19 protein-coding genes are annotated in these 20579 nt (G+C 73.2%); 9 read left to right on the top strand and 10 right to left on the bottom strand.

Annotated elements, in window-relative coordinates; all coding sequences use genetic code 11:
- Positions 1-10: 10 nt before the first annotated feature.
- The 4 genes from ACZ43H_RS08970 to ACZ43H_RS08955 form a co-directional block, all read right to left on the bottom strand.
- Positions 11-724, bottom strand: coding sequence for a L,D-transpeptidase family protein (locus ACZ43H_RS08970; protein ID WP_464589499.1), 714 nt, complete (start codon positions 722-724; stop codon positions 11-13).
- Between the two features lie 108 nt (positions 725-832).
- Positions 833-1156, bottom strand: a complete 324-nt coding sequence (locus ACZ43H_RS08965; RefSeq protein WP_464589497.1) for a putative quinol monooxygenase — start codon at positions 1154-1156, stop codon at positions 833-835.
- 95 nt (positions 1157-1251) lie between these two features.
- Positions 1252-3351 carry a 3-hydroxyacyl-CoA dehydrogenase NAD-binding domain-containing protein gene (locus tag ACZ43H_RS08960; protein WP_464589496.1) on the bottom strand — a complete coding sequence of 700 codons (2100 nt, stop codon included), beginning with the start codon at positions 3349-3351 and terminating at the stop codon, positions 1252-1254.
- Positions 3348-4553, bottom strand: a complete 1206-nt coding sequence (locus ACZ43H_RS08955) for a thiolase family protein (protein WP_464589494.1) — start codon at positions 4551-4553, stop codon at positions 3348-3350. Before ACZ43H_RS08955 ends, ACZ43H_RS08960 begins: the two co-directional genes overlap by 4 nt.
- 199 nt (positions 4554-4752) lie before the next feature.
- Here ACZ43H_RS08955 and ACZ43H_RS08950 point away from each other — a divergent pair, with 199 nt between their 5' ends.
- Together ACZ43H_RS08950 and ACZ43H_RS08945 are read left to right on the top strand one after the other, a co-directional pair.
- A complete protein-coding gene (locus tag ACZ43H_RS08950) occupies positions 4753-5700 on the top strand; it encodes a PAC2 family protein (protein WP_464589492.1) in 948 nt (315 codons plus the stop codon).
- Positions 5701-5741: 41 nt separating this feature from the next.
- The gene (locus ACZ43H_RS08945; RefSeq protein ID WP_464589490.1) at positions 5742-6605 is read left to right on the top strand and encodes an acyl-CoA thioesterase; all 864 of its coding nucleotides are present in this window, start codon (positions 5742-5744) and stop codon (positions 6603-6605) included.
- A gap of 39 nt (positions 6606-6644) precedes the next feature.
- On the opposite strand, the gene ACZ43H_RS08940 is transcribed toward ACZ43H_RS08945, so the two are convergent.
- From ACZ43H_RS08940 to ACZ43H_RS08930, 3 genes are all read right to left on the bottom strand, one after another.
- Positions 6645-7220 carry a hypothetical protein gene (locus ACZ43H_RS08940; RefSeq protein ID WP_464589489.1) on the bottom strand — a complete coding sequence of 192 codons (576 nt, stop codon included), beginning with the start codon at positions 7218-7220 and terminating at the stop codon, positions 6645-6647.
- A 126-nt stretch (positions 7221-7346) separates the two neighbouring features.
- Positions 7347-8249, bottom strand: coding sequence for a MaoC family dehydratase (locus ACZ43H_RS08935; RefSeq protein WP_464589487.1), 903 nt, complete (start codon positions 8247-8249; stop codon positions 7347-7349).
- Complete coding sequence (locus ACZ43H_RS08930; protein WP_464589486.1) at positions 8249-9583, bottom strand: 3-oxoacyl-ACP reductase; 1335 nt, start codon at positions 9581-9583, stop codon at positions 8249-8251. Before ACZ43H_RS08930 ends, ACZ43H_RS08935 begins: the two co-directional genes overlap by 1 nt.
- A 140-nt stretch (positions 9584-9723) precedes the next feature.
- Here ACZ43H_RS08930 and ACZ43H_RS08925 point away from each other — a divergent pair, with 140 nt between their 5' ends.
- The gene (locus tag ACZ43H_RS08925; RefSeq protein ID WP_464589484.1) at positions 9724-11019 is read left to right on the top strand and encodes an acetyl-CoA C-acetyltransferase; all 1296 of its coding nucleotides are present in this window, start codon (positions 9724-9726) and stop codon (positions 11017-11019) included.
- A gap of 74 nt (positions 11020-11093) precedes the next feature.
- A complete protein-coding gene (locus tag ACZ43H_RS08920; protein ID WP_464589482.1) occupies positions 11094-12482 on the top strand; it encodes a protein kinase domain-containing protein in 1389 nt (462 codons plus the stop codon).
- An 18-nt stretch (positions 12483-12500) separates the two neighbouring features.
- On the opposite strand, the gene ACZ43H_RS08915 is transcribed toward ACZ43H_RS08920, so the two are convergent.
- Positions 12501-13193: a TetR/AcrR family transcriptional regulator gene (locus ACZ43H_RS08915; RefSeq protein ID WP_464589481.1), complete on the bottom strand. Its 693-nt coding sequence runs from the start codon at positions 13191-13193 to the stop codon at positions 12501-12503.
- 116 nt (positions 13194-13309) lie between these two features.
- On the bottom strand, positions 13310-14821 hold the full coding sequence (locus tag ACZ43H_RS08910; protein ID WP_464589480.1) for an ATP-dependent DNA ligase: 1512 nt from the start codon (positions 14819-14821) through the stop codon (positions 13310-13312).
- 52 nt (positions 14822-14873) lie between these two features.
- On the opposite strand from ACZ43H_RS08910, the gene ACZ43H_RS08905 reads away from it, so the two are divergent.
- The 5 genes from ACZ43H_RS08905 to ACZ43H_RS08885 all read left to right on the top strand — a co-directional run bounded on the left by ACZ43H_RS08905 (position 14874) and on the right by ACZ43H_RS08885 (position 19256).
- Positions 14874-15824 carry a DNA-3-methyladenine glycosylase family protein gene (locus tag ACZ43H_RS08905; RefSeq protein WP_464589478.1) on the top strand — a complete coding sequence of 317 codons (951 nt, stop codon included), beginning with the start codon at positions 14874-14876 and terminating at the stop codon, positions 15822-15824.
- 28 nt (positions 15825-15852) lie between these two features.
- On the top strand, positions 15853-16791 hold the full coding sequence (locus ACZ43H_RS08900; RefSeq protein ID WP_464589477.1) for an SCP2 sterol-binding domain-containing protein: 939 nt from the start codon (positions 15853-15855) through the stop codon (positions 16789-16791).
- Positions 16792-16945: 154 nt separating this feature from the next.
- On the top strand, positions 16946-17716 hold the full coding sequence (locus tag ACZ43H_RS08895) for a DUF4397 domain-containing protein (protein WP_464589475.1): 771 nt from the start codon (positions 16946-16948) through the stop codon (positions 17714-17716).
- The gene (locus ACZ43H_RS08890) at positions 17713-18351 is read left to right on the top strand and encodes a class F sortase (RefSeq protein ID WP_464589473.1); all 639 of its coding nucleotides are present in this window, start codon (positions 17713-17715) and stop codon (positions 18349-18351) included. The genes ACZ43H_RS08895 and ACZ43H_RS08890 overlap by 4 nt, the downstream gene beginning before the upstream one ends.
- A complete protein-coding gene (locus ACZ43H_RS08885; protein ID WP_464589471.1) occupies positions 18348-19256 on the top strand; it encodes a hypothetical protein in 909 nt (302 codons plus the stop codon). The genes ACZ43H_RS08890 and ACZ43H_RS08885 overlap by 4 nt, the downstream gene beginning before the upstream one ends.
- A gap of 32 nt (positions 19257-19288) precedes the next feature.
- Here the strand turns inward: ACZ43H_RS08885 and ACZ43H_RS08880 are convergent, their stop codons facing one another.
- The gene (locus ACZ43H_RS08880) at positions 19289-20551 is read right to left on the bottom strand and encodes a phospholipase D-like domain-containing protein (RefSeq protein WP_464589469.1); all 1263 of its coding nucleotides are present in this window, start codon (positions 20549-20551) and stop codon (positions 19289-19291) included.
- Between the last annotated feature and the right edge of the window lie 28 nt (positions 20552-20579).

Here is a 20579-nt window from a genome sequence, read left to right as displayed (position 1 = left end):
GGGGGGCGACTCAGACCACGCGCACGCGGGTGTGCCGGGTCGTGAACCGCCACACCTGCAGCGACATCGCCCGGCTCAGCCGGATGCAGCCGTGTGACTCGGCCAGGTTGGTGCCGAGGTACCAGTTGGGGTGCATCTGCGCGCCGTTGGACTGGTAGGTGGGGATCCGGTGGAAGCCGATGCCGCACGGCGCGAACCGCACGAAGTTCCACAGCCAGACCTGGCCGCTGGTGGTCGAGTTGCGCCGGATGCGTGCGGCGCGGCCACAGTAGGAGCCGGTGCCGTAGCTGCCCCGGTGCAGCACGGACGGGTTGTCGACGATCCCGCCCTGCGCCCGCACGCCGCCCTTCGGTCCGACCAGCCACACCCAGTTCTGACGCTGGCTGATCACGATCCGCCGACCCGTGCCCGACCTCGCGGGCACCGGCCTCCGGTCGCAGCGCGGCGCGGTGTCGGCGTACAGCCGCCGGCGCGTCGGCGCGTCGAGCCGCCCGGTCTGGGCCTTGCCGGTGCGGGACTGGAAGCGGATCACGGCCGAGCGGGTCCAGGGCCCGAGGTCACCGTCGGCGGGTCCCGCCGAGCAGCCGAGGTGGTTGAGCCGACGCTGCGCCTTCTCCGCCCAGGCGCTGCCGGCCGCGTCGGCGGGTGCGACGGCGAGGACGACCACCAGCGCGGTCGCGATCGCGGTGAGGCCGGCCAGCAGGCGGGGCAGCGGACGATCCATGGTGTCCTCCCGGGGAGGTCGAGGGGTGCGGGTGCACTCCTGTGATGCACCATCAAACCGCTTGGTTGCGGTCGCGCACAGGGTCGCCCGCCAGCCGGGCGACGGAGGTCAGTCGACCTTCATCTCGCCGAGCTCGTTCCAGTCGTCCTGGTCGACGCTCTGGCTCACGATCTTCGGCGTGGCCACCAGGTAGCCCGGCAGCTTCTGCTGGGCCGCCTTGAAGTGGTCGCTGTTCACGTGCGCGGCGCCGGCGTCGCCGTCGCGGAACGCCTCCACGAGCACGTACTCGTGCGGGTCGTCGAGGCTGCGGGACCAGTCGAACCACAGGCAGCCGTCCTCGGCGCGGCAGGCCTCGGTGAACTCGCGGCTGATCTCGGGCCAGTCCTCGGCGTGCTCGGGCTTGACCTGGAACTTCGCGGTGATGAAGATCATCGGCTCTCCTCCTCGGGGCGACGTGCGTCCGCCGGTACGACGACCGGCCGGCCCGATGCTACGGGCCGGCCGGTCGTCAGCGGGTTGGCGTGGGGTCAGTGGAACTTCTTGCCACTGACCTTCTCGCCGAGGCCCTCGCGGTCGAGCAGCATGGTCAGGCCGCCGTTCCAGAACGAGAAGCCCGCGCCGGTGATCATCGCGAGGTCGAGGTCCTCCGGGGCCGCCACGACGCCCTCGTCGAGCATCAGCCGCGCCTCCTCGGCGAGCCCCTCCAGCACGCGGGTGCGCACCTCGGCGGGCTCGAGCACGACCGGGTTCTCCGGCTTCTCCTGCAGCGCCTCGACCTCGGGGTCGATCGCCCCGTCGGGCCCGTAGTACGACGACTTCCTCGCCGCCACCGCGCGCTCGAGGGCGGGGGAGACGTAGAACCGGTCCGGGAAGGCCCGGTGCAGCGTCTCGTTGTTGTGCAGCGCGATCGCCGGGCCGACCAGGGAGAGCAGCATGAAGGGCGGCATCGGCGCGACCCCGGCGAACGCCGAGTCCGCGACCGGCACCGGCGTGCCCTCGTCGACGATCTTCCCGACCTCGCCCATGAAGCGGCCGAGCAGCCGGTTGACGATGAACGACGGGCTGTCCTTGACCAGGATCGTGGTCTTCTTCAGCGCCTTGCCGGTCGCGAACGCGGTGGCCAGGGTGGCGTCGTCGGTCTGCTCGCCCTTGACGATCTCCAGCAGCGGCATCACCGCGACCGGGTTGAAGAAGTGGAAGCCCACGACCCGCTCGGGGTGCTCGAGGTCGGCCGCCATCTCGGTGATCGACAGCGAGGAGGTGTTGGTCGCCAGGATGCACTCGGGCGAGACGACCTTCTCGACGTCGGCGAAGACGGACTTCTTGACCGACATCTCCTCGAACACGGCCTCGATCACGAAGTCGGCGTCGGCGAAGACCTCGCTCTTCTCGACCGAGCCCGAGACCAGCGCCTTGTGCCGGTTGGCCTTGTCGGCGTTGATGCGGCCCTTGCCGAGCAGCTTGTCGATCTCGGCGTGGACGTAGCCCACGCCCTTGTCGACGCGCTCCTGGTCGAGGTCGGTCAGCACGACCGGCACCTCGAGGCGGCGCACGAACAGCAGCGCGAGCTGGCTGGCCATCAGGCCCGCGCCCACGATGCCGACCTTGGTGACCGGGCGGGCCAGCGACTTGTCGGGCGCACCCGCGGGACGCTTGGCGCGCTTCTGCACCAGGTCGAAGGAGTAGAGCGAGGCGATCAGCTCGGGCGTGCGCGACATCGCCTGGAGGGCGTCGTCCTCGCGAGCGAAGCCCGCGTCGCGGTCGCCGTCGCGGGCGGCGTCGATCAGCTCGACGGCCTTCTTCGCCGCGGGGCTGGCGCCACCGGTCCTGGCCTGGGCCACCTGGTTGCCCCGGGCCACGGCGGCGTCCCACGCCTCGCCGCGCTCGATCTCCGCGCGCTCGACGGAGACCGTGCCGGCCAGCACGTCGGCGGCCCAGAGCAGCGACTGCTCGAGGTAGTCGGCGCCGGAGAAGCACGCGTCGGCCAGGCCGAGCTCGTACGCCGCCTTGCCGCCCAGCGTCTTGCCGTTGTTCAGCGGGTTCTCGACGATCAGCTGCACGGCCTTCTCCGGGCCGACCAGGTTCGGCACCAGGAACGCGCCGCCCCAGCCGGGGACGAGGCCGAGCATGACCTCGGGCAGGCCCAGCGCGGGGGCGCTGTCCATCACCGTGCGGTAGGTGCAGTGCAGGGCGACCTCGAGCCCGCCGCCGAGCGCCAGGCCGTTGATGAAGCCGAACGACGGCTTGCCACCGTCCTGCAGCTTGCGCATCACCGCGTGGCCGAGCTCGGCGATCACCCGGACGCCGTCCGGGCCGCCGCCCGCGATCGAGGTCAGGTCGGCGCCGGCCGCGAGGATGAAGGGCTTGCCGGTGACACCGATGGCGGTGATCTCGTCGTCGGCGAGGGCGGCGTCGATCGCGGTGTTCAGCGAGGTCAGGCCGCGCGGCCCGAACGTGTTCGGCTTGGTGTGGTCCTCGCCGTTGTCGAGGGTGATCAGGCCCATCACGCCGGCGCTCCGCCCGTTCGGGGAGGGGAGCGTGACCTTGCGCAGCTTGGCCTCGGTCACGCGCTCGGCGTCGGAGGAGATCTCCTGGGCGCGGGTCAGGAGTGTGTCGATGGCGGTCACGCGGCCGCTCCCTTCCAGTTGGGGTTCTCCCAGATGACGGTGCCGCCCATGCCGATGCCGATGCACATCGTGGTGAGGCCGTAGCGGACCTCGGGGTGCTCCTCGAACTGGCGCGCCAGCTGGGTCATCAGGCGCACGCCCGAGGACGCGAGCGGGTGGCCCATGGCGATCGCGCCGCCGTAGGGGTTCACGCGCGCGTCGTCGTCGGCGATGCCGAAGTGCTCGAGGAAGGCCAGCACCTGCACGGCGAACGCCTCGTTGACCTCGAAGGCCTCGATGTCGTCGATGGTCAGGCCGGCCTGCTTGAGGGCCTTCTCGGTGGCCGGGATCGGGCCGGCGCCCATCACCTCGGGCTCGACGCCCACGAAGGAGTAGGACACCAGCCTCATCTTCACCGGCAGGCCCAGCTCGCGGGCGGTCTCCTCGTCGGCGAGCAGCGCAGCGGTGGCGCCGTCGTTGATGCCCGCGGCGTTGCCGGCGGTCACCTTGCCGTGCGCGCGGAACGGCGTCTTCAGCGACGCCAGCGACTCCATCGAGGTGCCGGGGCGCATCGGCTCGTCGGTCGTCGCCAGGCCCCAGCCCTGCTCCGCGGACCGGGTCGCGACCGGGACCAGGTCGGGCTGGATCCGCCCGGCCTCGTAGGCGGCCGCGGTCTTGTCCTGGGAGCGGACGGCGTAGGCGTCGACGCGCTCCTTGGTGATCGTGGGGTAGCGGTCGTGGAGGTTCTCGGCGGTCTTGCCCATGACGAGCGCGTCGGGGTTGACGATCCGCTCGGACAGGATCCGCGGGTTGGGGTCGACGCCCTCGCCCATCGGGTGCCGGCCCATGTGCTCGACGCCGCCGGCGATGGCGACGTCGTACGCGCCGAAGGCGATGCCCGAGGCGGTGGTGGTGACCGCGGTCATGGCGCCCGCGCACATGCGGTCGATCGCGTAGCCGGGGACGCTCTGGGGCAGGCCCGAGAGGAGCGCGGCGGTGCGTCCGATGGTGAGCCCCTGGTCGCCGATCTGGGTGGTGGCGGCGACGGCCACCTCGTCCACGCGCTCGGGCGGGAGCGAGGGGTTGCGGCGCAGGAGCTCGCGGATGCACTTGATGACGAGGTCGTCGGCGCGGGTCTCGGCGTACTGGCCGTTCGCCTTGCCGACGCCGAAGGGTGTGCGTACGCCGTCGACGAAGACGACCTCTCGCAGCTGTCGGGACACTCTCGGGTCCTCTCACGGAACGGGGATGGGGATGGTGCAGGCCCACGTTACCCTGCGGTAACAACGGCGCGCAGGGGATCCCCCTGTGGGTGTCGTCACGACGGTCGGCCTCCGCGCCGTGGCCCCGCGGTGGGAATATCGTGGACGTGGCCGGTGCTGCCCAGCCGCAGCCCACCAACCGCCCCGGAAGGACGCCCCCGTGTCGCAGGAACCCCGTCTCGTGCACATCGTCGACGACGTGCCCGAGCTCGACGCCGTCGCCGACGCGCCAGGTCAGGAGCGCAGCCTGACGATGGTGCTCGTCCTCGACGGCTTCCTCGACGCCGGCAACGCGGCCGCCCGCGCGGCCCAGCACCTCGTCGACCTCGGCGAGGGGCCGGTGGTGGCGACCTTCGACGTGGACCAGTTCCACGACTACCGGGCCCGTCGTCCCGCGATGTCCTTCGTGCGCGACCACTACGAGGCCTACGACGCCCCCCGGCTGGTCGTCCGGCTGCTGCACGACGCCGGCGGCACGCCGTACCTCCTGCTCCAGGGGCCCGAGCCCGACAACCGCTGGGAGGCTTTCGCGCGCGCCGTCCGCGAGGTCGTCGAGCGGTTCGGCGTCACCCGGGTCGTGAGCATGGGCTCGGTGCCGATGGCGGTGCCGCACACCCGCCCGATCGCGATCACCCACCACGCCAACGACCCCGACCTGCTGATCGGCGAGAGCGCGTGGCGCGGCGAGCTGCGGATCCCCAGCAGCGCCCAGGCGCTGCTCGAGGTGCGGCTGGGGGAGTGGGGGCACGCCGCGATGGGCTTCGTCGCGCACATCCCGCACTACCTCGCCCAGCTCGACTACCCGAAGGCCTCCGCCGCGCTGCTGGAGCACGTCGAGAAGGCCGGCCGGCTCACCGTCGACCTCTCCGCCCTGCGGCTCGAGGCCGAGGAGCGTGAGCTCGAGATCGCCCGCTACCTCGCGGCCAACGAGGAGGTCAACGACGTCGTCCTCGCCCTCGAGCAGCAGTACGACGCCTTCGCGCGCGCCGAGGAGAGCGGCAGCAGCCTGCTCGCCGAGGACCAGCCGCTGCCGACCGGCGAGGAGATCGGGCAGCAGTTCGAGCAGTTCCTGGCCGGGCTCGACGGCCCCGACGCCGACCAGTCCTGAGCCACCACCGCCCGCGCCGCCCCACGACAGCGAGGAACCCCGTGTCCGTGCCTGCCACCGCCCTCGTCGACCTGCTCGACCTCGAGGAGATCGACGTCAACCTGTTCCGCGGGCGGCAGTCCGACACCGACCGGCAGCGGGTCTTCGGCGGCCAGGTGGCCGCGCAGGCGCTGATCGCCGGCGTGCGGACCGTCGACCCCGCGTTCGGCATCCACTCGCTGCACTCCTACTTCCTGCGGCCCGGTGACACCAAGGTGCCGATCGTCTACGACGTCGAGGGCATCCGGGACGGCCGCTCGTTCGCGACCCGCCGGGTGGTGGCGCGCCAGCACGGCCGGCCGATCTACTACCTGACCGCGAGCTTCCAGCGCGCCGAGGAGGGCCTGGAGCACCAGGACGGGATGCCGGAGGTGCCCGGTCCGGAGGCGGGCCTGAGCCTGATGGACCTGTGGGCCAGGCGGAGCAAGGAGGACGAGGCCGAGTCGCTGGCCAAGGAGTTCGCGTCCCTGGATGCCCGCTACCTGGGCAACTCGCTGGACGGCCTGGAGGAGGACCCGGCGCACCCGGCGCGGGCCCGGATGTGGGTCCGGGTCACCGAGGACCTCGGCGACGACCCGGTGCGGCAGCTGGCGGCGTTCACCTACGCCAGCGACATGAGCCTGCTCGGCGCCACGCTGGTGCCCCACCGGGCCGGGCCGCCCCAGATCCAGATGGCCTCGCTGGACCACACGATCTGGTTCCACCGGCCGTTCCGCGCCGACGAGTGGTGGCTCTACGACCAGTTCTCGCCCTCGGCCCAGGGGGCCCGGGGCCTGGCCCTCGGCCGGGTGTTCACCGAGGACGGCCGGCTGGTGGCGACCGTGGCGCAGGAGGGCCTGATCCGCCCGGTGGCACCGCGGCCGTGACCGGGCCCGACGCTGTGCGTCGGGCCCGGCGCCGTGCGGCTACCGCATGACCGCGCAGACGACCCACGGGCGCACCGAGACCTCGGTCGTGCTGTTGTTGAACCCCTCGACGACCCACCCGTTCGGTCGGATCGAGCCGTCGGGGTCGCCGGGGATGGCCGTGTCGACGATCTGACCGCCCTTGATGGTCGCCGGCACCGACGTGACGATCTGCAGGCCCTTGTTGGCGTCGGCGCCGCCGTCGTTCATGCCGAAGCCGCCACCGACCGCGTTCTTGCCGCGGGCGCACTGCACCCAGGACTGCTGCAGGGTCGCTCCCTGGTCGCCGGCCCACTGCTTGGTCGAGTTCGCGCCCTCGTGGAGCTGGGTGAGGCCGGGGTAGGGGCCGTCCGCCTCCAGGTGGTGCCGGAACAAGCCGCGTACGCCGGGCGCCAGCTTGGCGTTCGTGACGGCGTTGTCGTGGATGTCCACGGTGTGCACGGCGCCGTTGCGGATGTCGGCCGAGCCGACCGTGTTCGCGGCGACGGCTCCACCGACGCCACCGAGGGCGACGAGGATCGATGCGCCGGCGACGACGGCAGTCGTGCGGCTGTGCGTGAGCTTCTTGATGTCCATGGCCTTCTCCCTGTTGCGAAGGACGGGTGAGAACGGGTCTCCGACCCGTCCCCCTCACTCCATGCCGGGATCGTCAACGGGAGCAGGGGCGTTGGACCTCGCAGGCTCGGGACATCGGCCTCCGGGTCAGAGGGCCTCGGTCCGCCCGGCGAGGTGCGGGGCCCCCGACCGCGGGCTGCTCAGCGAGAACGCCCAGCCGGGTGCGGCGCCCGGCTCCTCGACCGCCCGCGAGCCGAAGGCCACCGAGCCCGGCAGCAGGATCGGCTTCTTGAACGCCACCTGCACGCGCACGGAGTCCGGGAGCCGGTTCTCGAGCATGGCGACGCAGCGCGCCTTGCTCCACATGCCGTGCGCGATCTGCCGCGGGAAGCCGAGCGCCTTCGCGGTCAGCGGGTAGAGGTGGATCGGGTTGTGGTCGCCCGAGACCGCGGCGTACCGACGGCCGAGGTCGGCGGGCAGCTTCCACACGATGCCGGTCGGGGGAGCCTCGGGCAACGCCGCACCAGCTGCTGCGCCGTCGTCGCCGGCCCCGCGGCGCAGGAACGTCGAGGTCTCCTCCCACACCAGCTCGCCGGCGGAGTGCGCGGTCGTGACCATGTCGAACACCCGGCCCTTGGCGTGCGCGCGGAGGTTCTCCGCGCGGGCCGTGACCTGCAGCCGCTCGGTGACCGCCACCGGGCGGTGCTGGGTGATGGCGTTCTCCAGGTGCACCGTCCCGATCGCGGGGAACGGGAACGACGAGTCGCTCATGATCGACATGTGCAGGCCGAACGCCAGCAGGTGCGGGTAGGTCAGCGGCACGCTGTCCTTGCGGGGGAATCCGCACACCCGGGCGTACGCCGCCACGTGGTCGGCGTCGATCGGCACGTCGTGCCGGGTCAGGGCCAGGTCGGGGAGCTCGTCGCCGGTCCTGCGGATCCCGGGCAGCACGTTGACGCCCGGGATCGACGGGAGGGCGGCCCGCAGCAGCATCGGCAGGCCGTGCGGCGTGCCCTCGACGACGCGGGGGGTCTGGCCGGTGGTGCTCATCAGGCGCCCAGCATCATCTGGCCGCAGACGCGGACCACGTTGCCGTTGACGGCGGTCGAGCCGGGGTTGGCGTACCAGGCGATCGTCTCCGCGACGTCGACCGGGAGCCCGCCCTGGGACATGGCGTTGAGCCGCTGGCCGACCTCGCGGGTCGCGAACGGCACCGCGGCGGTCATCTGGGTGACGATGAAGCCGGGGGCCACCGCGTTGACGGTGATGCCGTCGGTCAGCTCGTCGGCCAGCGAGTCCACGAGGCCGATCACGCCGGCCTTGGACGCGGCGTAGTTCGTCTGCCCGACGTTGCCGGCGATGCCGGCGATGGACGCGACGCCGATGATCCGACCGTTCGCGTTCACGACGCCCTGGTCCAGCAGCTCGCGGGTGATCAGCTCGGGGGCGGTCAGGTTGACGGCGATGACCGAGTCCCACCTGTCCTCGCCCATGTTGGCGAGCTTCTTGTCCCGGGTGATGCCGGCGTTGTGGACGACCACGTCGACACCGCCGTGCTTCTCCTTCAGGTGGTGCGCGATCCGCTGCGGCGCGTCCTTGGTGGTGATGTCGAGGGTGAGCCAGTCGCCCTCGAGCTCCTTCATGACGACCTGCAGCTCGCTGGCCGCCTGCGGCACGTCGACGCCGACGACCGTGGCGCCGTCGCGGTGGAGCACCCGGGCGATCTGCTCGCCGATGCCGCGGCTGGCGCCGGTCACGAGCGCGACCTTCCCGGCCAGCGGACGCTCCCAGTCGGTGACCTCGACGGGCTCCGTGGTGCCGGTCGCGCCGATCCGGATGACCTGGCCGGACACGTAGGCCGACTTGGGGGAGAGCAGGAAGGCGAGGGTGGAGGTGGTGGCGGCCTCGGCGCCCTCGGCGACGTACACGAGCTGGACGGCGCCGCCGCGGCCGATCTCCTTGCCCAGGCTGCGGGTGAAGCCCTCGAGCGCCCGCTGCGCGATACGCTCGCCGCCGCTGACCTGCTCCGGGGGCGTGCCGAGCACGACCACGTGCGGGCAGCTCTCGAGGCTGCGCAGGACCGGGGTGAAGAAGTCGCGCAGCACGTGCAGGTCGGCTGAGGAGGTGATGCCGGTGGCGTCGAGGACCAGGCCCTTGAACCGCGCCCCCTCCTCGGCCTGCGCCGTCGAGGCGATGCCGAGCAGGTCGAGCAGCCCGGGGAGCGACTCCGCGAGCCGGCCACGTCCACCGACCAGCACGGTGCCGTCGACGAGGGGCGCGCCCTCGGCGTACCGCTCCAGCGGGGTGGGGTTGGGCAGCCCGAGGTTCTTCACGAGCAGCTTGCCGATCGGCGTCTGCACGAAGCCCTGGTACTTGTCGCTCATGGGGGTGGGTTCCTCCGTGGTGTCGTCGTCCCGCGTGGTCGGGACCATCATGTAACTCGACGTGTAACTCAGCGTCCACATTTCGTGACGTGCCCCTCATAACCTTCACTCCCGCGCGGACCGACGCAAGGATGTCGCCCATGAAGACCGAGACCCGCCGCGTCGCCGTCCTCGGCGGCAACCGCATCCCGTTCGCCCGCTCCAACACCGCCTACGCGACCGCCTCAAACCAGGAGATGCTCACCGCCGCCATCGACGGCCTGGTGGCCCGGTTCGGTCTCGAGGGTGAACGGCTGGGCGAGGTCGTCGCCGGTGCGGTGCTCAAGCACTCGCGTGACTTCAACCTGACGCGGGAGGCGGTGCTCGGGTCCAGGCTGTCTCCCGAGACACCGGCCACCGACATCCAGCAGGCCTGCGGCACCGGCCTCCAGGCCGTGATCTCGGTGGCGAACAAGATCGCGCTGGGCCAGATCGAGGTCGGCATCGCCGGTGGCACCGACACCACGTCCGACGCGCCGGTCGCGATCAGCGACAAGCTGCGCAGGAAGCTGATGAAGGTCAACGCGGCGCGGGACACCAAGGGCCGCATCGCGGCGCTCGGCGCGATCCGCCCCGGCGACATCGGCCTGGAGATCCCGCAGAACGGTGAGCCGCGCACGGGGCTGTCGATGGGCGAGCACGCCGCGCTGACCGCGCTGGAGTGGCAGGTCGGCCGGGAGGAGCAGGACGAGCTCGCGGCCGCCTCCCACCAGCACCTCGCCGCGGCGTACGACGCCGGGTTCCTCGACGACCAGGTCACGCCGTTCCGCGGCGTGGAGCGTGACAACAACCTGCGCCCGGACTCGAGCGCCGAGAAGCTGGCCAAGCTCAAGCCGGTCTTCGGCAAGGGCGAGGCGGCGACCATGACCGCCGGCAACTCGACCCCGCTCACCGACGGCGCGTCGACCGTGCTGCTCGCCTCCGAGGAGTGGGCGCAGGAGCGCGGCCTGCCGGTGCTGGCCTACCTGACGGCCTACGAGACCGCCGCGGTCGACTACGTGCACGGCGGCGAGGGCCTGCTGATGGCGCCGGCGTACGCCGTCGCCCGGATGCTCGAGCGCGAGGGGCTCTCGTTGCAGGACTTCGACTACTACGAGATCCACGAGGCGTTCGCCTCGCAGGTGCTCTCCACGCTCAAGGCGTGGGAGGACCCGGTGTTCTGCAAGGAGCGCCTCGGGCTCGACGCACCGCTCGGCTCGATCGACCGGTCGAAGCTGAACGTGAAGGGCTCCTCGCTCGCCGCCGGGCACCCGTTCGCCGCGACCGGCGGCCGGATCGTCAACGTGCTGGCCAAGCTGCTGGCCGAGAAGGCGCAGGCCGACGGCCCCGGAGGGCGCGGGCTGATCTCCATCTGTGCCGCCGGTGGGCAGGGCGTCGTCGCCATCCTGGAGAGCTGACCCCGGGGCCGTCCGCGCCCGCCGCTCGCGAGGTCGTCCGCATCGTCCGCGGACGGTCGGGTACGGGGCGGGGCATGGAGGACGTCGTGGGTGCCCTGGGCAACGGCCGCTACGAGCTGCACGAGCTCGTGGGGTCGGGCGCCGCCGGGTCCGTCCGGCGCGGTCACGACACCCTGCTCGACCGTGAGGTCGCGGTGAAGATGCTGCGCGGCTCGGCCGACGAGACGGTGCGGGCCCGGATGCGGGCCGAGGCCCAGCTCGCCGGCGGGCTGCACCACCCCGGCATCGCCCAGGTCTACGACTACGGCGAGGAGCTCGCCGGGGGCGACCCCGCGCCGTACATCGTGATGCAGCTCGTCGAGGGCACCTCGCTGTGGCAGGTGCTGCGCGAGCGACGGACCCTGCCGCCGGCCGAGGTGATGGACGTCGTCGCCCAGGTCGCCGGGGCGCTCCAGGCCGCGCACGATGCGGGCATCGTGCACCGCGACCTCAAGCCGGCGAACATGCTGGTCACGCCCGAGGGGCGCGTCGTCCTCGTGGACTTCGGCATCGCCCGCACCGCCGACGCCGAGCCGCTGACGATGACCGGCACGATCGTCGGCACCGCCGACTACATCAGCCCCGAGCAGTCCCGGGGCGAGCCGGCCACCGGCCGGTCGGACCTGTACTCGCTCGGCATGGTGGCCTACGAGTGCCTGACCGGGCGCAAGCCCTTCCGCCGCGAGACCGACGTGGCCACGGCGCTGGCCCACCTGCGCGAGGAGGCGCCGCCGCTGGGGCCCGAGGTCCCCGTCGGCGTCCGGGCCCTGGTCGAGGAGCTGATCGCCAAGGACCCCGAGGCGCGCCCGGCGAAAGCCGCCGACGTCGCGGTCCGGGCCGCGGCACTCATGTCCCCCGAGCAGGCCGCGCCACCGGCCGCAGTGCGGCCACGACCACGCACGCGGCTGCGTCCGGTCCGGGGCCGCGTGATGCGGTCGCGTCGGGTGTACGTCGCCGCGGCGGTGCTGCTCGCGACGGTGGCGGGCTCGTTCCTCGTGGCCGCCCGCGACCCGGCCGCCCGGCACTCGGCCGTGCGCGTGCCGGACCTTCGAGGTGACCGGGTCGCCACCGCCGAGCGGCTCCTCGACAGCCGCGGGCTCGACGTCCGGCGACGGGTGACCGACGACCCGGACGCGCCCCGGGGCACCGTCCTCGACCAGGAGCCCCGGGCCGGTGCCCGGGCGGAGGACGGCGCCGTGGTCACGCTCGCCGTCGCGTCCGGCCGGACCGACCTGAGCCCGCGGGACGTGGTCGGGAAGCCGTACGCCGAGGCAGCCCGCACCCTCGTGCGCCTCGGGCTGGTGCCGGCCAAGGTGATGCGGACCCGCCTGTCCGGTGCCGGCGCCGTGGTGGGCGTGCAGCCGACCGGCCGGCTGCCCCTCGGCACCGAGGTCACGCTCGTGGTGGCGGTGGCACCGGGCTAGCCGTCAGTCCGGCGGCGTTCAGTCCGGATGGGCGGCCAGCGCGAGCGCGGAGGCGACGAGGTAGTCCTTGACCTGGTCGGGTGAGATCGAGCCGACGGTGGGCACGCCCGGCGCGGCCTCCTTGACCAGGATCCCGACCCGCGCCAGCTGGAGCGCGCCGAGCCCGCTGGCGTAGAGCGTGTTGGCGAGCAGCGTCGGGTCGGCCACGGTGAACGCGCCGCGCTCGACGCCGTACTCCAGCGCGCTGCCGAGCGTGGCCAGGCACGACGAGATGCCGCGCCCGAGGCGGAAGAGTGCGCTCTCCGAGATCTCCTCGAGCAGCTCCGGGCCGCTGCGCCGCATCAGGGCCTGGGCGCAGTCGACGAACGCCGGGTGGGCCAGGCCGTAGTCGACGAACGCGCCCACGATCGCCGCGAGCCGGTCCCGCGGGTCGTCGTGGGCGTCGGCCGCCCCGCTGAGCGCGTCGCGCAGCTCGTCGAGGTAGGTCACCAGGGTGAGCGCGAAGAGCTCCTCCTTGCCGGTGAAGTGCCGGTAGACGATCGCCCGGTTGATCCCCACCGCCCGGGCGATGTCCTCGATCTGGGCGTCCCGGACGCCGCGCTGGTCGAAGAGGGCGCGGGTGGCGGCCAGGATCTCCTTCTCGCGCTTGCGCCGCCGGGCGGCCGCGGCGGAGCGCCGGCCGTCCACCGCCGGCGGTTGCTGGGTCGACATGGGGACATCGTAGGACTGTGCAACTCGGAGTTGCACGCGCGTGTCACGGCTGTGACCGCCGGTTTGCGGTCGATCCGTTCCGCCCGGTGCGTCGGATCAACCGCGAAGCCGGCGGCTCACATGAACGCGCGCACCGTCTCGACGGTGTCGGCCTCAGCGGGGGACTTGTCGTCGCGGTAGCGGACCACCCGGGCGAAGCGCAACGCCATCCCGCCGGGGTAACGGCTGGACCGCTGGACCCCGTCGAAGGCGATCTCCACGACCTGCTCGGGACGCACGTGGACGACGTAGGAGGACCGGGACGTCTCGAGCTCGAGGAACCGCTCGGTCTGCCAGGCGAGCATCTCGTCGGTCATGCCCTTGAAGGTCTTGCCGAGCATCACGAAGCCCCCGGTCGCGGGGTCGCGGGCGCCGAGGTGGATGTTGGAGAGCCGGCCCTCGCGCCGGCCGCTGCCCCACTCCACGGCGAGGACGACCAGGTCGAGCGTGTGGACCGGCTTCACCTTGACCCAGCCGGAGCCACGGCGGCCGGCGTCGTACGCCGCGTCGAGGTTCTTGACCACCACGCCCTCGTGGCCGTCGGCGAGCGCGCCGTCGAGGAACGCGCGAGCGGCGGCACCGTCGGCGGTGACCAGCCGGGGGACCCGGTGGCCGGCCGGCACCAGCCGCTCGAGCGCGGCCAGCCGCTCGGCGCCGGGGGAGTCGAGCAGGTCCTGGCCGTCGAGGTGGAGCACGTCGAAGAAGTACGGCGTGACCGCCACGCCGGCGTGCTGGGCCGTGCGCGAGGCGGTCTCCTGGAAGGGGCGCGGGCGGCCCTCCTGGTCGAGCGCCAGCGCCTCACCGTCGAGCACGAACCGCGAGGCCGGCAGCGAGCGCGCGACCGCGACCACCTCGGGCAGCCGGGCGGTGATGTCCTCCAGCGTGCGGGTGGCGACGAGGACCTCGTCGCCGTCGCGGTGCACCTGGATCCGGATCCCGTCGAGCTTCACGTCGATCGAGACCGCCGCTCCTGAGCCGCCCGCCGCCTTGACCAGCGCGGCGTCGACGTCGGGGGCGCTGGATGCCAGCATCGGCAGCACCGGGCGGCCCACCTCGAGCCCGAAGCCCGCCAGCGCCTCCTCGCCGCCGGTCATCGCGGCCACGGTCACCGACACCGTCGACCCGGCGAGCATCGCCGCACGCCGCACCGACGGGAGCGGCACCCCCGCCGCCTGGGCCACCGCCTCCTGCACCAGCGCGTCGAGCGCTCCCTGGCGCACGGCGCCGGTGACGACACCGCGCAACCAGGCCTGCTCTCGCTCGGTGGCTTGCCCGAACAGCGTGGCCACCGCGGCCGCCCGCGCCGACTGCGAGCCGGCGCCGGCCAGCGCGGCGATGGCGTCGAACGCCTCGTGGACGTCGAGCACGGTGAGCGAGGGGGCGTCGGCCGGCCTCGGCAGGTCGCTGACCCCGCGCCAGCCCAGGCCGGTGCGCCGCTGCCGCAGGGTCCCGCCGAGGTAGGCCGTGACCGTCTCCACCTCCTCGGGGGAGGCGGCCGCCAGCAGGGTGGCGATCGCAGCGACCTTGGCCTTGCGGGACCGGGTGGCCGCGACGGCGTCGGAGGTGGCGACGAGGTCGGAGAGCAGCACGGCGCCATTGTGGCGCGCACCGCCGACACCGGGCGTGGGCTAGCGTGCTCGGGTGACGTCGGAGGCTGGCCTGACCCGTGTGTGGCGCCCCGGGTGGCCCTGCCCGGTGGGCCGGATGCTCCTGCACCGACGCCGCGGCGCCGGCGACCCGACGTACCACCTCGACGAGGCCGGGCGGCACTGGCGCGGGATCCGCACCCCCGAGGGGCCGGCGACCCTGGTGGTCCGATCCCGGCCCAGCGACGGCGAGGTCGAGGCGCAGGCGTGGGGCCCCGGCGCGGCCTGGGCGCTGGAGTCGGTGCCCGACCTGCTGGGAGCGGCCGACGACCCGAGCGGGTTCGAGCCCCGCCACCCGGTGCTGGTCGAGGCCTGGCGCCGGCACGGCGACGTCCGGATCGGTCGCAGCGGCCTGGTCGTCGAGTCGCTGGTGCCGGCGATCCTGGAGCAGAAGGTGACCGGCCAGGAGGCCTTCGCGGGCTTCCGGATGCTGGTGCACCGCTTCGGAGAGCGGGCGCCCGGGGCCGGTCACGAACGCCGCCTGTGGGTGCAGCCGGCTCCGGAGCGGATCCGGACCATCCCATCCTGGGAGTGGCTGAAGATGCACGTCGACCCGGCGCGATCGCGCACCCTCGTCGGCGCGATGCGGGTCGCCGACGCCCTGGAGCGGACCGCCTCGCTGCCCCACGAGGAGGCCGACCGGCGGCTGCGCAGCCTGCCGGGCATCGGGGTGTGGACCAGCGCCGAGGTCCGCCAGCGCGCCCACGGGGACCCCGACGCGGTCTCCTTCGGCGACTACCACGTCGCCAAGGACATCGGCTGGGCGCTGACCGGGACGCCGTTCGACGACGCCGAGCTCGAGGAGTTCCTCGAGCCGTGGCGCCCCCACCGTGGCCGGGTGCAGGCGCTGGTGGGCCTCGCCGGGCTGCACCGGCCGCGTCGCGGCGCCCGGATGTCGCCGCGCACGCACCTTCCGGCGTCCGTCACCCGTCGCGTCTCCCGCTGACGTCGCGTACCGACGGTACGGTGGCGCCGTGACGCCCGACCTGCACCAGCTGAGCACCGCCACCCGCGCCGAGGCGACCGCGTTCTTCGCCGACGTCGACCCCGAGTCGCTCGTCGCCGCCGTGCGTGCCACCCCGGACGACGACCTGCTCGCCCTGCTCGCCCGCGAGGAGGTCCGGACCGCCGCGGTCGCCGGCATCCTGGGACGGCTGCACGAGTACGCCGTCACCGAGCGGCTGGCGGAGCTGCGCGGCGTGGTGCGGTTCGACCTCGAGCGTCGCGGGACGTTGCTGGAACGGCACGGCCTCGCGTTCGACGCCGGCACCATGACCCTGCTCGCCGACCCGTCGGCCGGTGCCACCGACGTGGTCCTGCGCACCAGCCTGCTCCGCTTCGTGCGGATCGTGAGCGGCGAGCGCAACGCCGGCCTGGAGTTCCTCGGCGGCAAGCTCGACATCGACGGGGACGCCCTGCTGGCCCTCGCGGTCGGCGGCATCTTCCGAGTGCCCGGGACCGGCGCGGTGGCCGTGGACCCCACCGCGCTCGATCCGGTCGAGGTCGCCACGGTGCTGGGCGGCGTGCGCCACGACCACCTGCGCAAGGTGATGTCCTCCGGGTTCCGGTCCATCGTGCTCGGCGAGATCTTCCGGCGGCTGCCCGACTACGTGAACCCGCGCAAGGCGGCGAGGACCGACCTGACCGTGGGCTTCCGGCTGCTCGGCAACCCCACGGGCGAGGTCGAGCGGTACGTCGTACGGGTGGCCGGGGGAGTGGCGACCGTGACCGCGGGCGACGAGGGCGAGCAGCGCGACGCCACCGTCACCTGCGAGGGCCACGACTACCTGCGCCTTGCCACCGGCCACCTGAACCCGGTCACCGGCGTGCTGAAGGGGCAGCTGAAGGTCAAGGGCGACAAGGCCAAGGCGCTCCAGCTCAGCTCCGTGATCGACATCCCGCAGCCGCGCTGAGCGTCGACGAGGCGGAGGGCTCCCGAAAACTGGGGAACTTCCGGCCCCGGTCGCTCCCAGCCGTCGTGTCCGGCGCCGTCCGGTGCTGTGATCGTGCCCAGTGGATCGTGCCCAGTGCCGCCGCGTGGTGGCGCTGGGTCGGACGGGGGCTCGGATGTTCGGACACGGCAGGCTCATCGCTGCAGCCACCGCGGTCGGCGCGGCGGCGCTGGCAACCCTGGTGACGCCGGGGGCGACGAGTGGGGCGAGCGCTCCCACGGGGTCGTTGTACGTGGTGCAGGCGCTGCCGGGAGCCGCGGTCACGGTCACCGTCGACGGCCGTGAGAGGGAGGCCGGGGTCCCGGTCGGGCGGGTCCTCGGGCCCCTCCACCTGGCGGCGGGCACCCACCAGGTCGTGCTGACGTGGGACGGGGGCAGGTCGGAGTCCGGGGTCCGGGTCGGTGCGCGATCGACCACGGACCTCGTCCTGCACCGTCCTGCGTCCGCCCAGGGCGACCCCGTGACGACCAGCTACCGGGTCCCGACGCAGCCCATCGGTCCGGGCAAGGCCCGGCTGGTGCTGGCCCACACGGCGACGGTCCCGCCCGCGGACGCGCGCTTCGACGGCAAGGTCGTCTTCACCGACATCGCCAACGGCGAGTTCGCCCGGGCCGACGTGCCGGCCGGGTCGCACCGGGTGGCCCTCCTCCCGACCGGGGCCACATCCCACCCGATCCTCGGCCCGCTCGACCTGTCGCTGGCTGCGCGCACGGTCACCATGGTCTACGCGGTCGGCAGTCCCACGAACGGCTCGATGGACGTCGTCTCGCACGTCGAGGGGATCGCCGCGGACGGGACGGCGTTCCCGGTCCGGATCGACACCGGATCGGCAGGCCTGGTGGCCGGCGTCCCGGTCGCGACCTTCGCCCCGACTCCACCCCGATGAGCAGGGCCGGGAGGATGGCGCTGGTCGTGGCGGCGGTCCTGCTCGTCGGCTGCGACGGGGACGGGGAGGTGAGCTCGGGCGCCATGGGCTCGGCGACCGGGCAGCACGGCAGGACAGCGCACCCACCGACGCCCGCGCCGACGGCACCGCGGGCCGGGTCCGTCGCCCCCGCCCCGCCGCGGATCGTGCGGCTGCCGAGCGGACGGCACCTGTCCGTGCGTCCCGTGTCCACCCGGCACGGACTCCTCGACGTGCCGTCCGACGTCACCAGGGTCGGGTGGTGGAGGGGCGGGTCGCGCATCGGCGACCCGTTCGGTGCCACGTTGCTGGCGGCCCACGTCGACTCCACGGACCAGGGAGTCGGGCCGTTCGCCGAGCTGCTCCGCGTGCGACGGGGTGCCCTCGTCCGGATCAGCGGTCGCGGCCTCACCCAGGACTTCGCGGTCACCTCGCTGCGACTGGTCCCGCGGCGGGAGCTGGCGCGGCACGTCGAGGTGTTCTCGCCGCGTGGTCCCCGGCGTCTCACCCTCGTCACCTGCGCAGGACCCTACGTGCCCTCCCGCGGCGGCTACCTCGACCTGCTCGTCGTCACCGCCGCACCGACGACCGGTGCGCGTGAGGAGGCCGCGTCGTGACCGGGCCGTACCACGAGCCCCGGACGCGGGACCTGTCCGCGGCGTACGACGACGCGGTCGGGGACGCCTACGCGGACGAGGAGTCGTGGCCGCCCGACGACGCCGCAGCGCAGGCGGGGTCCGAGGACGACTGGGCCGAGGACGACTGGTTCGAGGACGAGTGGGAGGTCGTGCCCGAGGAGTGGCGGCGGGCTCCGGTGCCGGTGGGCAGATGGGTGCAGGCGAGCGCGGTGCTGGCGGCCGCCGTCGCGGTCGCGGTGCTGGTCTGGCTGGTGACCGCCGGTGGCGGGTCCGCGCCCGACGACGCTGGGCCGCCCGGGGCCGGCGCGCTGCCGCCCTCGCAGCTCCCGGCCTCAGGTGCGTACGTCGAGAGTCGCGTCCTGGAGTCCGGCGAGATCGTGGTGGACCAGTGGATCCGTGGTGATGCCCCGATCCGCACCCTGACCGTGCGCATCCCGAGCCTGCCGGGGACCGGGGTCGTCCCCCGTGCCTCGGAGGTGCGCCTCTTCGGGCAGGACGGCCGGGGAGTCCCCGGCCCCTCGGAGGTGGGCGATCGGCCGCGGACCTTCGTCCTCGCGCGCCCCACCGCCCTGCTGCACCTGACCTACCGGCTCGAGGGCGCGGTCGACAGGAGCGCGGACTCGACGACCGGACGGGCGCTGGCGAGGATCACCTCGCTGGACGTCGACTGGACACCGCGGTCAGGACCGGTGCGGGTGGCGGTGGTCGGGGCGGGCGTCCGCAACCTCGCCTGCTCCGGGGGGACGGTCCCGGCGCTGATGCCCAGGCCCTGCGGGGCGCCGCACGAGACGGGCTGGACCGTCCGGCTGGAGGGGGCGCGACGAGGGGACCGCGTGACCGCCCAGGTCGACCTGGGGGCGTCCGCCGCCGACGCCTCGAGCTGACGACGCCCGGCCCCGACGTGCCGGCCGCGGGGTCAGAGCAGCGGACGCAGCGGGGCGAGCACGAACTCGGTGAACTTGCGGTGCAGGTCGCGCGCCTCCCACTCACCGCTGGTCAGCTCGAGGCAGTTGGACTGGTCGACCTCGAAGATCTCCTCCATCGCCGCCGCCAGCGACTCGTCGATCACCTCGACGTTGATCTCGTAGTTGCCGCTGAGGCTGAGCCGGTCGATGTTGGCCGTGCCCACCGTGGTCCAGCTGCCGTCGATGGTCGAGGTCTTGGCGTGCACCATCGCGTCCTTGAAGCGGAAGATCCGCACGCCCGCGTCGAGCAGCTGGCTGAAGTAGCCGCGGGAGATCCAGTCGGCCACGATGTGGTTCGACTTCAGGGGCACGACCAGGCGCACGTCGACACCGCGCAGGGCGGCGCCCTTGATCGCGTCGACGAAGTCCTGGTCGGGGATGAAGTAGGCGTGGGTCATCCACACGTTGCGGCTGGCCCGGTTGATGGCCTCGAGGTACATCCCGCGGATCGGGAACATCCAGAGCCGCGGCACGTTGCGGTGGATCCGGATCCGGGGCTCCCAGGTGGAGGCCGTCTCCAGCAGCAACGGGCGTGCGCTGGCTCCGATCAGCCGACGCCGGTTGAGGTTCCAGAAGTCCGCGAAGGCGCGCTTGAGGTCCCACACGCCCGGGCCGGTGATCCGCAGGTGGGTGTCGCGCCACTCCGTCTCGTAGGGCGCGCCGATGTTGTAGCCGCCGACGAACGCGACCTCGTCGTCGACCACGAGGATCTTGCGGTGGTCGCGCCCGTAGCGGCGCAGGTCGAAGACCCGCCACCCCGCGGCGTAGACGGGGTAGCGCAGCACCTTCATGCCGGGCGGGAAGCGCTTGAACCTCGGTGAGACGACGAGGTTGGCGAAGCCGTCGTAGATGCAGTAGACCTCGACCCCGCGCTCCGCGGCGGCGGCCAGCGCCGCCTTGAACCGCTCGCCGATCTCGTCGCCCTTCCAGATGTAGGTCTCGAAGACGATCTGCCGCGTCGCGCCCTCGATCGCCGCGAGCATGTCGGCGTAGAGGTCCTTGCCGAAGGTGTACGTCGTGACGGCGCCGTCGCCGATGGGCACCGACCGCGGGGGCGTCACCGGGAACGGCCGGGGCTTCTTGCCGCGGCGGCGGTAGGAGTCCACGAGCGACATCCCGATCGCGACGGCGAGCTGGATCCCGACGACCGCCAGCAGCGTCCGGCGCGTCGCACGCAGCACCCGGTCGACGACGGATGGGGCGCGTGTGGTCACGGGGTCAATCTAGTCAGGCGGTCGGAAC

The sequence above is a fragment of the Nocardioides sp. DN36 genome (assembly GCF_055380375.1).
Note: the sequence above shows the minus strand (reverse complement) of the source record. Positions and strands in the feature narration are given on the sequence as shown.

What these genes read in the sequence shown, in the direction of transcription:
- ACZ43H_RS08970 (WP_464589499.1), bottom strand. Translation starts at nt 724, where the DNA reads ATGGATCGTCCGCTGCCCCGCCTGCTGGCCGGCCTCACCGCGATCGCG.
- ACZ43H_RS08965 (WP_464589497.1), bottom strand. Translation starts at nt 1,156, where the DNA reads ATGATCTTCATCACCGCGAAGTTCCAGGTCAAGCCCGAGCACGCCGAG.
- ACZ43H_RS08940 (WP_464589489.1), bottom strand. Translation starts at nt 7,220, where the DNA reads ATGGACATCAAGAAGCTCACGCACAGCCGCACGACTGCCGTCGTCGCC.
- ACZ43H_RS08935 (WP_464589487.1), bottom strand. Translation starts at nt 8,249, where the DNA reads ATGAGCACCACCGGCCAGACCCCCCGCGTCGTCGAGGGCACGCCGCAC.
- ACZ43H_RS08930 (WP_464589486.1), bottom strand. Translation starts at nt 9,583, where the DNA reads ATGAGCGACAAGTACCAGGGCTTCGTGCAGACGCCGATCGGCAAGCTG.
- ACZ43H_RS08925 (WP_464589484.1), top strand. Translation starts at nt 9,724, where the DNA reads ATGAAGACCGAGACCCGCCGCGTCGCCGTCCTCGGCGGCAACCGCATC.
- ACZ43H_RS08920 (WP_464589482.1), top strand. Translation starts at nt 11,094, where the DNA reads ATGGAGGACGTCGTGGGTGCCCTGGGCAACGGCCGCTACGAGCTGCAC.
- ACZ43H_RS08915 (WP_464589481.1), bottom strand. Translation starts at nt 13,193, where the DNA reads ATGTCGACCCAGCAACCGCCGGCGGTGGACGGCCGGCGCTCCGCCGCG.
- ACZ43H_RS08895 (WP_464589475.1), top strand. Translation starts at nt 16,946, where the DNA reads ATGTTCGGACACGGCAGGCTCATCGCTGCAGCCACCGCGGTCGGCGCG.
- ACZ43H_RS08890 (WP_464589473.1), top strand. Translation starts at nt 17,713, where the DNA reads ATGAGCAGGGCCGGGAGGATGGCGCTGGTCGTGGCGGCGGTCCTGCTC.